The organism is Corynebacterium diphtheriae, from assembly GCF_001457455.1.
GTDB lineage: Bacteria > Actinomycetota > Actinomycetes > Mycobacteriales > Mycobacteriaceae > Corynebacterium > Corynebacterium diphtheriae.
In genome coordinates this window covers 951,951-965,444 of the sequence record NZ_LN831026.1, presented here as the reverse complement: position 1 = coordinate 965,444, position 13,494 = coordinate 951,951, and the positions used below count along the sequence as shown (strand labels likewise).

The 13,494-nt window shown below is 53.8% G+C and carries 17 protein-coding genes; 4 read left to right on the top strand and 13 right to left on the bottom strand.

What is annotated here, in order from left to right; all coding sequences use genetic code 11:
* Positions 1-16: 16 nt before the first annotated feature.
* The 3 genes from AT687_RS04730 to AT687_RS04720 are packed head-to-tail and all read left to right on the top strand — an operon-like array spanning position 17 to position 2,803.
* Positions 17-1,024 (top strand): FecCD family ABC transporter permease, encoded by a 1,008-nt coding sequence (locus AT687_RS04730; RefSeq protein ID WP_003851121.1) that lies wholly within the window; start codon positions 17-19, stop codon positions 1,022-1,024.
* 1 nt (position 1,025) lies between these two features.
* Positions 1,026-1,985 (top strand): FecCD family ABC transporter permease, encoded by a 960-nt coding sequence (locus AT687_RS04725; RefSeq protein ID WP_014318948.1) that lies wholly within the window; start codon positions 1,026-1,028, stop codon positions 1,983-1,985.
* Entirely contained in the window at positions 1,982-2,803 is an 822-nt protein-coding gene (locus AT687_RS04720) for an ABC transporter ATP-binding protein (protein WP_014303260.1), read from the top strand. The genes AT687_RS04725 and AT687_RS04720 overlap by 4 nt, the downstream gene beginning before the upstream one ends.
* A 2-nt stretch (positions 2,804-2,805) precedes the next feature.
* On the opposite strand, the gene AT687_RS04715 is transcribed toward AT687_RS04720, so the two are convergent.
* The gene (locus AT687_RS04715) at positions 2,806-3,120 is read right to left on the bottom strand and encodes a thiamine-binding protein (protein ID WP_041740643.1); all 315 of its coding nucleotides are present in this window, start codon (positions 3,118-3,120) and stop codon (positions 2,806-2,808) included.
* Positions 3,121-3,208: 88 nt separating this feature from the next.
* Between AT687_RS04715 and mce the strand changes: the two genes are divergently transcribed.
* The gene (mce, locus tag AT687_RS04710; protein WP_003851112.1) at positions 3,209-3,667 is read left to right on the top strand and encodes a methylmalonyl-CoA epimerase; all 459 of its coding nucleotides are present in this window, start codon (positions 3,209-3,211) and stop codon (positions 3,665-3,667) included.
* Between the two features lie 77 nt (positions 3,668-3,744).
* Here mce and AT687_RS11860 read toward each other — a convergent pair whose 3' ends face one another.
* The 12 genes from AT687_RS11860 to AT687_RS04655 all read right to left on the bottom strand — a co-directional run bounded on the left by AT687_RS11860 (position 3,745) and on the right by AT687_RS04655 (position 13,480).
* Complete coding sequence (locus AT687_RS11860; protein WP_014301750.1) at positions 3,745-4,029, bottom strand: hypothetical protein; 285 nt, start codon at positions 4,027-4,029, stop codon at positions 3,745-3,747.
* Positions 4,030-4,057: 28 nt separating this feature from the next.
* On the bottom strand, positions 4,058-4,747 hold the full coding sequence (nucS, locus tag AT687_RS04705) for an endonuclease NucS (RefSeq protein WP_003851110.1): 690 nt from the start codon (positions 4,745-4,747) through the stop codon (positions 4,058-4,060).
* Between the two features lie 24 nt (positions 4,748-4,771).
* Entirely contained in the window at positions 4,772-5,239 is a 468-nt protein-coding gene (locus tag AT687_RS04700; protein WP_014318946.1) for a DUF2550 domain-containing protein, read from the bottom strand.
* A gap of 226 nt (positions 5,240-5,465) precedes the next feature.
* Positions 5,466-5,837 (bottom strand): F0F1 ATP synthase subunit epsilon, encoded by a 372-nt coding sequence (locus AT687_RS04695; protein WP_003851106.1) that lies wholly within the window; start codon positions 5,835-5,837, stop codon positions 5,466-5,468.
* Between the two features lie 13 nt (positions 5,838-5,850).
* Positions 5,851-7,296, bottom strand: a complete 1,446-nt coding sequence (atpD, locus tag AT687_RS04690) for a F0F1 ATP synthase subunit beta (protein WP_003851105.1) — start codon at positions 7,294-7,296, stop codon at positions 5,851-5,853.
* Positions 7,297-7,299: 3 nt separating this feature from the next.
* Positions 7,300-8,277 (bottom strand): F0F1 ATP synthase subunit gamma, encoded by a 978-nt coding sequence (locus tag AT687_RS04685; protein WP_003851103.1) that lies wholly within the window; start codon positions 8,275-8,277, stop codon positions 7,300-7,302.
* A 53-nt stretch (positions 8,278-8,330) separates the two neighbouring features.
* Entirely contained in the window at positions 8,331-9,959 is a 1,629-nt protein-coding gene (gene atpA / locus AT687_RS04680) for a F0F1 ATP synthase subunit alpha (protein ID WP_014318945.1), read from the bottom strand.
* A 60-nt stretch (positions 9,960-10,019) separates the two neighbouring features.
* Positions 10,020-10,841: a F0F1 ATP synthase subunit delta gene (locus AT687_RS04675; protein ID WP_003851097.1), complete on the bottom strand. Its 822-nt coding sequence runs from the start codon at positions 10,839-10,841 to the stop codon at positions 10,020-10,022.
* Positions 10,842-10,846: 5 nt separating this feature from the next.
* Positions 10,847-11,413, bottom strand: a complete 567-nt coding sequence (locus AT687_RS04670) for a F0F1 ATP synthase subunit B (protein WP_014318944.1) — start codon at positions 11,411-11,413, stop codon at positions 10,847-10,849.
* 27 nt (positions 11,414-11,440) lie between these two features.
* Entirely contained in the window at positions 11,441-11,680 is a 240-nt protein-coding gene (locus AT687_RS04665; RefSeq protein ID WP_003851091.1) for an ATP synthase F0 subunit C, read from the bottom strand.
* An 85-nt stretch (positions 11,681-11,765) separates the two neighbouring features.
* A complete protein-coding gene (gene atpB / locus AT687_RS04660) occupies positions 11,766-12,551 on the bottom strand; it encodes a F0F1 ATP synthase subunit A (protein WP_003851089.1) in 786 nt (261 codons plus the stop codon).
* A 485-nt stretch (positions 12,552-13,036) separates the two neighbouring features.
* Entirely contained in the window at positions 13,037-13,480 is a 444-nt protein-coding gene (locus tag AT687_RS04655) for a Cg1360 family ATP-synthase-associated protein (protein ID WP_003851088.1), read from the bottom strand.
* Positions 13,481-13,494 lie beyond the last annotated feature (14 nt).

Sequence of the window (13,494 nt, the reverse complement as noted above, 5' to 3'; positions counted from 1 at the left end):
TGGTTAGAATTATCTAATGCTTCGACAACCTCGTGTCCGGCTACCATTGCCTTTAGTTATCACTTTCCTTGTAATCATCCTCCTCTGCATGATCATTATGAGTTTAGGAGTCGGGGCTCGAAATATTACCTCACCTGACATACTTGCAGCTCTTAGACACTACGGCGACCCAACAAACAGCCACATCATCTGGGGACGCCGAATCCCCCGCACGCTCATCGCCATTGCAGCCGGTGCGTCACTGAGCCTCGCAGGTGTGCTAATTCAAGCATTAACCCGTAATCCCCTAGCGGACACCGGTGTATTCGGCATCAACGCCGGCGCAGCTTTTACCATTGTCATCGGCATAGCTCTAGCTGGATCGCTAAGTCACATCAGCATATTCGCGCTCGCGCTACTAGGCGCAATCCTAGCCGGAGCATGCGTATACGCACTCAGTATGAACTCATGCAAAGGCTCTGACCCCTTACGTCTCGTACTTGCCGGTGTAGCGCTAAGCGCAATACTCACTGGCATCGGCGACGGCTTATCACTAGTGAATCCCCAAGCATTTGATCGACTCAAGAGCTGGATGGTCGGCAACATCGACGCCGGTTCTTATCAACCCGCAGCCGTAGCAGGGGTAGGACTAATCCTAGGGATTCTCGTCACTGCAACATGCATGAGACAACTCAACGCATTATCCCTAGGAGACGAGTTGGCCATCACCATGGGGGCGTCGATAGCAAAAACTCGGCTATTCACATTCATCGCAATCGTCGTACTCGCTGCTAGCGCCACTGCCGCAGCTGGGGTAATTACGTTTCTAGGGCTTATGGTTCCGCATATCGCACGATGGATCGTAGGCCCCAACCTCCTACGCTTAGTGGCCACCGCATCTCTCATCGGCCCCATCATCGTGCTATCAGCCGATATCCTCGGCCGAATCATCGTTCCAGGCGAATTCCCCGCCGGCGTGGTCGTCGCATTCATCGGCGCACCATTCCTCATCGCTTACGCGCAGACGAAACGCAAGGAGATTTAGCATGCGTGCACTCGTCATACTCTCCTCCTTCCTCCTAGTCACCGCGGCATACAGCTTGGTAATTCCCGGAGCCGGACTAAGTACTTGGCAGCTTCTCACCAGCGAAACCCCATTAGCACACACGGTTGTCATGCAGTGGCGCTTGCCTCGAGTGGTCACCGGAATCCTAGTAGGCGCAGCACTCGCCATAGCAGGGTCACTATTCCAATCCCTCACACGCAACCCGCTCGGATCACCTGACGTCATCGGATTTTCAACCGGCGCCTACACCGGCGTAATCGCAGCCTTCCTCCTTGGATGGTCAGGCTTTGGTGCCACCATTGTCGGTGCGCTCATCGGCGGTCTAGCAGTTTCAGTCGTGGTGATCGCACTGTCAGTCCGAACGCGTATCGACGGCCTCCGCATCATCCTAGTAGGCCTAGGAATCTCAGCAATGCTCTCGGCCCTCAATAGGTGGCTAATCACCCGCGGAGAACTCGACACAGCACTGTCTGCTGCAAGTTGGGGTGCAGGCTCACTCAATGGACTCCGCTGGACCATAGCGATACCAGCCTGCTGTGTCCTAGCAATTCTTATCATCACAACCATTCCATTGCGGCGATTCCTCGATGTTCTTAGCCTAGGAGACGATCTCGCTGTAGGCCTCGGACTTCGATTGCAGTTAACCAAGCTCCTCCTCCTAGTCGGTGGAGTATTCCTCGTGGCAGCAACCACCGCTGTCGCAGGCCCCATCGCATTTGTGGCTTTGGCGTCTCCACACATTGCCTGTGCACTAACGTCGTCTGCACGAACCCCACTTGTAGAGACGTCGGTAATCGGCGCTTTGCTTATTATCGTTGCCGACCTCATCGGCCAGCGACTTTTCTACCCCACCCAGCTTCCTGTTGGCCTCGTCACCGTCACCATCGGTGGCATGTACCTGCTGTGGCTCATAGCCCGCGGCTCGAAGGAGAACTCATGACCAGCACTTCCCCCATTCTTCGTACCGATTCCGTCACATTGGCGTGGGATAAGCACACAGTAAGTACTGATCTCACGGTCGAGGTGCCGCAAGGACAATTCACAGCCATCATTGGGCCAAATGGTTGTGGAAAATCCACACTATTAAAAAGCTTCGCCCGAATTCTTCAACCACACACTGGGCAAGTATATCTAGGTGACAACCCGCTGGATTCTTTGCACACAAAATACATAGCCCAACGTATCGCTTTGCTGCCACAAACAGCACTTGCACCAACTGATATTACTGTCGAAGAACTCGTAGGCAGAGGTCGTTTCCCCTACCAAACCCTTCTGCGACAGTGGTCAACTAAGGATGCTCAAGCAGTTGATTCCGCCCTCCTAGCAACCGGCACGGCACAACTACGCCACCGCCGCGTTACTGAACTTTCTGGCGGCCAACGTCAACGAGTCTGGCTCGCAATGGTGCTGGCCCAAAACACACCCGTAGTTCTCCTAGACGAGCCCACAACGTATCTCGATGTAGCCCACCAATACCAGCTTTTAGAGCTCGCCCGAGCACTGCGGCAACAGCTCGGACGAACTATTGTGACCGTCTTGCACGATCTACAACAGGCTGTTAGATATGCCGACCATCTTATTGTGATGAAAGGTGGCGCAGTCTATGCCGAAGGCGCTCCAAGCAGCATCATGACACCACAATTGATTTCCGAGGTATTTGAAATCAATGTTGATGTTCATACCATCGACGATCATGTGGTGATCGTGCCCAAAAGCATGCCTCAACCTGATGTATCAGTCCTAGAAAATCTGCAATAGGTTTAGCTCTCCGAATCCCCTGCAAGCACACGCTCCACCGATGCTACCTTCTGCTGCAATTGCCCTGTGTAACTTGGTCGGATATCTGCCTTAATAACAAGGCTTGCCCGAGGAGACACAGCAAGAACAGCGTCGGTGGCTTTCTTCACCACAGCCATGACTTCATCCCACTCCCCTTCGATCAAAGTAAACATGGCATTTGTCTCATTCGGCAGACCAGATTCGCGAACAACTCGGATGGCCTCTGCTACTACATCAGCCATTTCTGCCTTGTTATTTGAGGTTTCGGTAGGTGCTACAGAAAATGCAAGAATCATGTCAATGAGCATAGTCTCACACTCCAAATATGGTTTGAATGCACAAAATCCGCACACATGACAGTCGATGTAGCTAAAGTTGGAAACCATGAGTACCGATATTTCAGCCATTGATATTCCACACGAGCTCGTTATCTGCCTAGACCACGTAGGCATCGCAGTTCCAGACTTCGACGCAGCCGTCGAATTCTACCGTTCTGCATTCGGCTGGGTTAACCACCACGATGAGGTTAACGAGGAGCAAGGCGTTCATGAGGCCATGATTGGCCCTAAGAACCTCAAGGAAACCGATGGAATGATCCAGATTCTCGCTCCATTGAACGAAGAATCCACCATTGCTAAGTTCATCGATAAGAAGGGCCCAGGCTTGCAGCAAATGTGCCTGCGCACCTCAGACATCGACGCGCTCTCTGAGCACCTCAAAGCTCAGGGCGTTCGCCTTCTCTACCCAGAACCAAAGAACGGCACCGCTGGCGCTCGTATTAATTTTGTTCACCCAAAGGATGCCGGCGGCGTCCTCCTAGAGCTCACCGAGCCACAGAAGTAAGGCGTTTCTAGCCAAGAGCGGCCGGTATCCCTTTGACTGCAAGGGGATACCGGCCGCTCTTTTGCATTAGCTGTTTATTAGCGACGTTCCCAACATGAACGATGCCAGTGGCGTCGATCGTCAGCGCCTCGAACAGAATCTTTGGGCCACGCCACAATATGCGCAATTCCCGGAGGAATATTTTGATTACATCCTGGACATACGTAGAACTTCACGGCAGCATGCGAACCCATATGCCGCATCAAGTACAGTTCACCATTAGTCCACTGCGGACCCTCTACAACCTGAGTTCCGTAGTAAGTTGCGCCATCTCGCGGTAAAGCGCGTAATTCCGGCACTGCTCTTCTATTTCTTCGCCCCACGTTAGATCAACCTCTCACACAAAACTAACTAGAACAGTCGCAGTTCTGTCGATTCAATGCCACGCAGAGAATCATAATCAAGTGTGACGCATCGAATTCCACGGTCTTCAGCCAAAGTCCGAGCCTGCGGTTTAATGTGCTGGGCTGCAAATACACCTGCCACTGGTGCGAGTAAATCATCACGGTTAAGCAGCTCAAGGTAACGACTTAATTGCTCAACGCCATCAATGCCACCACGGCGCTTAATTTCGACGGCGACGGAGCCACCTTTATCATCACGGCACAGAATATCGACGGGGCCAATTGGTGTGGGGTATTCCCTACGCACTAACGAGTAGCCGTCGCCAAGCGTTTCAATATGCTCAGCTAGAAGCTCTTGGAGATGCGCCTCAACGCCGTCTTTTTGTAGCCCTGGGTCCTCACCCAAGTCGTAATACATATCGGAGTGCAGTGCTTCAATCGTGATACGCAGCTGCTCACCTTTTTTATTTTCAACGATCCATAGCGGAATCGATTCACCAGTCTCCGATTCCTCATGCGTCGTTTCCGTTAACGTACACGGAGGTGTCATCCAGTTCAGAGGCTTGTATGCACGGTCATCAGCATGAATAGAAACAGATCCATCAGCTTTGACCATGAGTAGACGATCGGCCATCGGAAGGTGAGCTTCGAGGCGACCAATATAATCGACAGAACAACGAGCAATGACAAGACGCATGCTCAATACCCTATCGTGTTAGGGCTATTTACGCTTATTCTGGTCGACTTTGCGATACAAGGCGTTGTAGTCGATCCGTTCTTGACGTCGACTAGGAGCGGATTCAATCCACGAAACAAAAGCCATCGATGCAGATTTGTCGAGTGCTACTTCATATTCTCGAGCCAAATACTTAATCTTGTGAACCGTCGCATCGGAATGAAGCAATAAAATTTCGGAATCTTCAAGTGGGCGTGCCCCCAAATAATCCACTTGCTGGCGATCCACGACCAAATCTGGCCCAGGTTTGAGGGAACGGAGCTTGAAATACTGCAATCCTTCGCCGTGATACCTCATGGATCCATGACGCCAATGTCGGCCACTAGGAGACGGTAACTCACGAATAACTACAGCAGAGCCGCTACATCGTACGTATAAAAAACGCCATGCAGCGACAGCAAGCAGCACGGCGAGGACCAATAAGAGAAGGGTAATACCAATGGCGAACTTCATCACATTGCTCCTTGCGGCGAGGCTGAGAATGTCAGAACAGCTAAAACAACTGCACAAAAAATAGTTAATCTGATATTTTACTACGGTTACCAGCGGGAACAAACTTAATCATTTTTAAAAGTGAAGCTCAATAATATAAATTCACCGAAAACCCCTGCGAGGCTCCCAGACTTAAGCTGAGAATCCCACAGGGGCTTACGAATGGAGAGGGGCTTGTGCCCTTTTCCTAGGCCTCTGCCTTACGACGTACGGCCTTGAGCTCTGCTTCTGCACGAGCCTTGGAAATTTCGTCATCGGCCTGGAGATGCGACTCGGACTCAGCGGTATTAACCTCATCAGCCCAAATAGCGTACTCCGCAAGAATGGTGACCTTTTCCTTAGAAATGGAGAGGAAACCACCCTGGACGGCGGCGACGAGCTTGTCGCCGTCGACCGGACGGATAGTCACAACACCGTTGTCCACCAGTTGGGCGAGCAATGGTTCGTGGCCGGGCAGCACACCGATCTCACCTTCAACGGTCTGTGCAGTAACGATGCTGGCCTTTCCAGACCACAGCATACGCTCTACTGAAACCAGTTCCACGGTGATGTCAGCCATGTGCGTGCCTCCTCTACTTCTCGGTCATCTTCTTGTATGCAGCCTCGACGTCGTCCAAGCCACCCAAGCCGTTGAAGGCCTGCTCTGGGTAGTGGTCGAAGTCGCCGTTGCAGATGCGCTCGAATGCGTCGATGGTGTGAGCCAGCGGCACGTAGGAGCCTGGGATGCCGGTGAACTTTTCAGCAACGAAGAAGTTCTGGCCCAAGAAGCGCTCAAGGCGACGTGCGCGCTGAACGGTGATCTTGTCCTCTTCAGACAGCTCGTCCATACCGAGGATGGCGATGATGTCCTGGAGTTCCTTGTTCTTCTGCAGAATGTTGATCACGCGCTGTGCAACTGCGTAGTGACGCTCGCCTACGATACCTGGCTCGAGGATACGAGAGGTAGAGGTCAGCGGGTTCACTGCAGGGTAAATACCCTTGGAAGCGATTGCACGGTCAAGCTCGGTGGTTGCATCCAAGTGAGCGAACGTGGTCGCAGGAGCTGGGTCGGTGTAGTCGTCGGCAGGAACGTAAACGGCCTGCAGAGACGTAATCGACTTACCCTTAGTAGAGGTAATACGCTCCTGGAGAACACCCATCTCGTCAGCCAAGGTTGGCTGGTAACCCACGGCGGAAGGCATACGACCAAGAAGGGTCGAAACCTCGGAACCGGCCTGGGTGAAACGGAAAATGTTATCGATGAACAGAAGCACGTCCTGGTGCTGAACATCGCGGAAGTACTCCGCCATGGTCAGACCGGACAGAGCAACGCGCATACGGACTCCTGGTGGCTCGTCCATCTGGCCGAACACGAGAGCGGTGTCCTGAAGAACGCCCATTTCTTCCATTTCGAGGAAGAGGTCGGTGCCCTCACGGGTACGCTCACCAACGCCAGCGAAGACGGAGGTACCGGAGAACTCGCGAGCAATACGAGTGATCATCTCCTGGATGAGCACGGTCTTACCCACACCTGCACCACCGAACAGACCAATCTTGCCGCCCTTAACGTAAGGGGTGAGCAAGTCGATGACCTTAATACCGGTCTCGAGGATTTCGGTCTTACCTTCGAGCTGATCGAATGGTGGTGGATCGCGGTGAATTCCCCACTGCTCACCATCGCGGCCGAGACCTGGCTCATCCAAGCAATCGCCCAGTGCGTTGAAAACGTGGCCTTTAACAACGTCGCCAACTGGCACGGAGATTGGCTTGCCCGAGTCGGTCACAACAGCACCACGGACGAGGCCGTCGGTAGGGGCCATGGACACGGCGCGAACGAGGTTGTCGCCCAAGTGCTGGGCAACCTCAAGGGTAATGGTCTTAGCGACTGCCTCGAGGGTGACCTCGACAGTCAACGCGTTGTACAGTGCCGGCAGCTCGCCACGCGGGAACTCCACGTCGACGACCGGACCGATGACGCGCACGACGCGGCCGGCGACGGACGCCTGCTGCGTGTTCTGCTCTTCAAGAGCTGTGGTCATAATCTAGTCACTTTCTCCGCTATCGCCGAGTGCGCTAGCACCACCGACGATCTCTGTGATTTCCTGGGTGATCTGTGCCTGACGGGCCTGGTTGGCAACACGCGAAAGGTCCTTGACCAGGGCCGTAGCGTTGTCAGTTGCAGACTTCATAGCGTTACGACGCGATGCGGACTCTGCCGCAGCAGCTTCTAGGAACATTGCGAACAAGCTGCGTGATACGTACTGCGGAAGCAGTGCTTCCAGCAAGGTATCTGCGTCTGGTTCGAATTCAACGTCCGGAGTCGGCTCGCCAGATTGATCCAAGATGCCATCTGCTTCTGGGATTTCCACAGTCTCGATGACTGGCTCAATCGGCAAAAGCTGATGTGCACGTGCAGTTTGAGTCAACATGGACTCGAACTCGGTGTACACAACATGGACTTGGTCAAAGCCTTGGATTTCTTGGCCCTCATCGGTGTTCAAGCCATCGCGGTACCGTGCGGTGCCGTTAGAGCTGGCGTTGAAACCGTCAATGAGGTGGCGACGAACGTCGTGTGTTTCTTCCCAAGAAGGATCCTGGGAGAAACCGGTCCAAGCACCCGCAACCTCTTGGCCACGGAACTTGTAATAACCAACACCCTTGTTACCGGTGACGTAACGAACAACTTCATATCCGTTTTCTTCGAGCAGCTTTTCAAGTTCTGCTGCTTTCTTGAAAACGTTGTAGTTGTAGCCACCAGCCATACCACGGTCACTCGAAACAACGAGGACTGCGGCACGCTTTCCACCCTCACGCTCGCGGAGCATGGGGTGCTCAAGGGAGCTAGCTGCAGCGAGACGCTCCATCACTTTGTGGATCTCAGTAGCGTAAGGCTGAGAAGCCTCTACCCTAGCCTGAGCCTTAGTGATGCGCGACGTCGCGATCAGCTCTTGAGCCTTGGTGATCTTCTTTGTGGAGTTCACTGACCGGATACGGTCGCGCAGCTCACGAAGATTTGCCATGGTTCATTCGCCTCCCTTCTTTTCCTTGATGGTCGTTTTCAGACTGTAACGTCTTACTTCTTCACCGAAATCGTGTTCTTCTTCACCTGGTCTGCAGACAATGCCTCGACCTCTGGCTCGTTAATCACGGGGGTGCCATCAGTGGTCTGGAAGGTGCGCTTGAAATCCTCGGTTGCAGCGACGAGCGCAGCCTGGGATTCCTCAGACAGCTGAGCGCCGCCGGCGATCTGCTCGAATACCTGTGGTACAGCAGCGTGCAGGTGATCGATCAAATCAAACTCGAAGCGACGGATGTCTTCGACGGGAACGGTATCGAAGTGGCCGTTGCCTGCAAGCCAGATGGAAACGATCTGGTGCTCAACAGACTGAGGTGCGTTCTCTGCCTGCTTGAGCAACTCGACCAAGCGTGCACCGCGGTCAAGCTGAGCCTTGGAAGCAGCATCGAGGTCAGATGCGAAGGTAGCGAATGCCTCGAGGTCGCGATAAGCAGCGAGATCCAGACGCAACGAACCGGAAACCTTCTTCATACCCTTGGTCTGAGCTGCGCCACCAACACGGGAAACGGACACACCGACGTTAATAGCCGGGCGAACACCCTGGTTGAACAGATCGGACTCGAGGAATACCTGACCATCGGTGATGGAGATCACGTTGGTAGGAATGAAGGCAGAAACGTCGTTTGCCTTGGTCTCGATGATGGGAAGTGCCGTCATGGAACCTGCGCCCATGTCGTCGGAGAGCTTTGCAGCACGCTCCAGCAGACGGGAGTGGAGGTAGAAGACGTCACCTGGGTAAGCTTCGCGTCCTGGTGGGCGACGAAGCAGCAAGGAGATGGCACGGTATGCCTCTGCCTGCTTGGTCAGATCATCGTAGATAACCAGGACGTGGTTACCCTGGTACATCCAGTGCTGGCCCAATGCAGCACCTGCGAAAGGTGCCAACCACTTGAAGCCTGCGGAATCAGAAGCTGGTGCAGCAACGATGGTGGTGTACTCCAGCGCACCGTGCTCTTCTAGGGTCTGACGAACGGCAGCAATGGTCGAGCCCTTCTGGCCCACTGCAACATAGATGCAGCGAACCTGCTTGCTCTTATCTCCGGACTCCCAGTTAGCCTTCTGGTTCAAGATGGTGTCGATGCAGACTGCAGTCTTACCAGTCTTGCGGTCACCAATGATCAGCTGACGCTGACCGCGACCGATTGGGGTCATTGCATCGATAGCCTTGATGCCGGTCTGCATTGGCTCTTCGACTGGCTGACGCTGCAGCACAGAAGGTGCCTGCAGTTCGAGGACACGCTGTTCCTCAGCCTCGATAGCGCCAAGGCCGTCAATTGGCTGGCCTAGTGGGTTGATGACGCGACCAAGGAACTTCTCGCCAACCGGAATCGAGAGGACCTCGCCGGTTCGCTTGACTTCGTCGCCTTCTTTAAGGATTTCGTAGTTACCCAAAACCACGACGCCGATACGGTCGGTGTCAAGGTTCTGTGCGACGCCGATGACGCCGCTTGGGAACTCGAGGAGCTCATTTGCCATAACTGAAGGCAAGCCCGAAACCTGGGCAATACCATCAGCTGCGGAAATGACCACGCCGACCTCCTCACGGGAGGCCTCCGCGGAGTAGCTCGAGGTGTAGTTCGCAATCGCGCTACGGATCTCATCGGAGGAGATCGTAAGCTCCGCCATGTTCTTCCTGCTCTCGGTAGTTTCTTCCAGCATTATTTCTATTTGTGTTGTCGCGTTAGCTTACGCGAGGTTCGCACGGAGACGCTCGAGCTTGCCCGAGGTCGATCCATCGATAACTTCGTCGCCAACTCGGATGACCAAACCACCGAGGAGGCTGGGATCAACCTCAGAGTGGATGCTCATCGCACGACCATAAATGCGCTCTAGCTTCTGTGCCAGTGCCTGGTTTTGTTCGTCATTGAGACGTCCTGCGCTTACGACGTGTGCTACGGAGTGGCCCTGCAATGCAGCAGCCTCCTTAGATAGCGCATCAATATCGTCGATCGCATTGGACTCACGACGTCCAATAACCTGGAGTGCAAGGGCTTCAGTCACAGCAGTGACTTTGCCGTACAGCACCTTCGCCAGCAGTTCACGCTTCTTTGCACCGTCTGTGCTGCGGTCATCGAGCAAGAGAGTCAACTCTGGCTCCTTGTCCAAAATGCGGGAGAGGCGGAAGAGTTCGTCTTCAACCTGGCCCAATTGTCCTTGACCTTCAGCGGAACGGAGAAGTGCGCGGCGGCCCAACGTGACCAGACCATCACGGAATTCGCGAGGGTTAGACCACAGTTCGCGTGCAGAGGTAACGAGAACCTCTAGCGTCGCAGGGCTGACTTTTCCGGCGAACACAGCAGAAACCAATCCAGCGCGATCTTCGGCAGACTTCGCGGAATCTGCGACAGCAACGCGCAGTGCGCGGTCGCCATCCAGAACCTCTACGACGTCGAAAAGCTCTGCGCCAGTGTGCGCTGCAGTAGCGATAGCGTTTTCCTTGGCCTCCCACAATGCCTTGTCGAGGTCAGAGGTAACGCGTGCTAGTGCTTCGCGGCTCGCTGCGTGCATGGTGCTCACTTTCCTGCGGGAGACACGGTGTCGAGCTCAGCCAAGAACTTATCGATCGTGCCGGAACGCTTGACTTCGTCGGAGAGCTGGTCTCCAAGCAGACGCTCTGCAAGGCTGATCGAGTTCTGGCCCATCTCGCGACGAAGCTCAGTGACAACCTGCTCGCGCTGTGCTGCCAATTGCTTCTCACCGGACTCGATGATGCGGTTGCTCTCCTCGGTGGCCTTTGCCTTCATTTCAGCTTCGATCTGCTTGCCCTTTGCACGAGCTTCTTCGCGGATCTCTGCTGCTTCGGCACGTGCCTCGGCGAGCTGAGCATTGTACTTCTCAAGAGCGGCTTTTGCTTCAGCCTGTGCAGCTTCTGCACGCTGAATGCCACCCTTAATCCGGTCCTCACGTTCGGTCAGGACTTCCTGATACTTCGGACGAACGAACTTCCAGAAGAGGATCAGGACGATAATGAACACGACGAGCGACCAGACGATGTCGTAGCTCGCAGGGAGCAACACGCTAGGGTGATCCTCCAGCGGTAGTGCCTCGCCTTCAGCGAGGTAATTAATGACGTTCGTCATAATCTCGGCTTTCGTGTCGGACGGTTATTAAAGGATGAAGCCTGCAACCAGACCAATGAGGGCGAGAGCCTCAACGAATGCAATACCAAGGAACATGGTGGTACGCAGCTGGCCAGCCATCTCAGGCTGACGTGCCATGCCCTCGAGAGCCTTACCAACAAGGATGCCGATACCAAGGCCAGGGCCGATGGTAGCAATGCCGTAACCAACAGTTGCGATGGAGCCGGAGACTGCGGTGTCAGAAGCAGCAAGGATGACTTCGTTCATGAGAGTGTCGTTCCCTTTCTAGGTGCCCAGTTATTTACTAGGCAATATGAATAATGTAGAGATTGTGATCCGCGGGTCCGCGGGGTCAGTGTTCGTCGGCGTGCAACGCCAGTTCGATGTACACGGCAGAAAGCAGAGCGAAGATGTACGCCTGCAAGAAAATCACCAGCATCTCGAACAGCGTGAACGCGATCCCCGCAACCAAAGTTACGGCGGACAGCGCAGTCCAACCATTCAGCTGCCAGAAGAAGAAGTTCGTGGCAGAGAAAAGAAGCACCAGAATGATGTGTCCTGCGAGCATGTTGGCCATAAGACGAAGAGTCAGTGTGGCCGGACGCAGAACGAATGTCGAGAAGAACTCGAGTGGCACAACGAGCAAGTGAAGAACTGGCGGAAGGTTAGGAATAACCACCGAAGACTTCACATACTTGAAGAAGCCGTAGCGCTTAGCACCTGCGTAGATGAAGGCAATGTAACCGAACAGAGCCAAAACGAGTGGCATACCAATGCGCGCGTTTGGCGAAATGTTCAGGAATGGAATGACCGAAGGCAGGTTGCAGAACAAAACCACGAAGAAAATGGTGGACAGAATTGGCAAGAAGCGGTTGCCCTCTTTCTTGCCCAGAATGTCTTCTGCAATGTGAATTCGGACGAAGTCCAAAAGGTATTCAGCAACGTTTTGCAAGCCGGAAGGAACAAGCTTCGGGCTACGCATAGCGACTGCGAAGAAGATTACAAGGACCAACGCCATAAGCAGGCGGACGAACATCAGACGGTCGATTGTGAACCAACCGTTCGCCACATCGGCGAACCAGATGGGATCCGGGAAAAATTCGTGATCCAAGGAGGGCGCGTGAAACTCGCCCTTCATGGCCAAAGTTGTAACGCTCAGCGTTCTCTCCCAGTTTCGGGCCGCATATACCTGAGATCAAGCATGCGGTGCGATGGACGTCTGAAAACTCTCTGCAATCATCACGGACTCCGTCGCACATCAGCATGATGATCGCAGGGGACATGGCCTGAGAAACCGAAAATGATCTACTCAAACAACCCGCGGAATACCCTATCAGGCATTAATGTGAAATTCCCACCTGCGTCGGGGGGATAGTTTCCCCTTGTGAATCCATCATTCAAACACCGCCCTTTAGCGGGCAAAATGCAAATTTGTTACCTCGGTCACAGAACATGTGTAGGGGTACCCACCCTCCCCCACCCGACACCCCTAAACAGGCATAAACGCGCAGCAAGGAACACACTAACGGCAATTTTCCTGGCGCCGATTAAGTATGACAAAAAACAAAAAATGAGGTCTATGTCTCCTAGACCTCATTTGTATGATTTTTACCCCCAATCACACTATATATTGTCCGGCGAAACATACGTCACCCGTGACGTAATAACCCCCCATACCTCCGTTCCAAGCACAACAACGAGCGCGATAATGGTCGTGACTACGAAGGCCACTGGATCATAAAAGTCCATTCCACGCAGGATAATGAGCACAATAAGCAAGGCGACGAGCTTAAGAAGCCATCCACCGAGCACCACTGCTCCCGTCGTCGCTGCAGACGTATTGGACGTTACCAAGACGCTCACAACTGTAAGAAGGACAAATCCACCGCCAACAGCAGCACCAAGCACTACTCCCCAGATTCCTGGCAAATCACGGAACCGACCCCATAAAACCAGTGAAATTAGGGTGATTGCCACCAATGCTATGGTTCCAAATTTGAGCGCTCGTAATAACGGCCTGCGGTGGTCGTCGAACTGCGAAGCGTTCGATTGGTCAGATGTAATCACGAAACTTTCCTTTG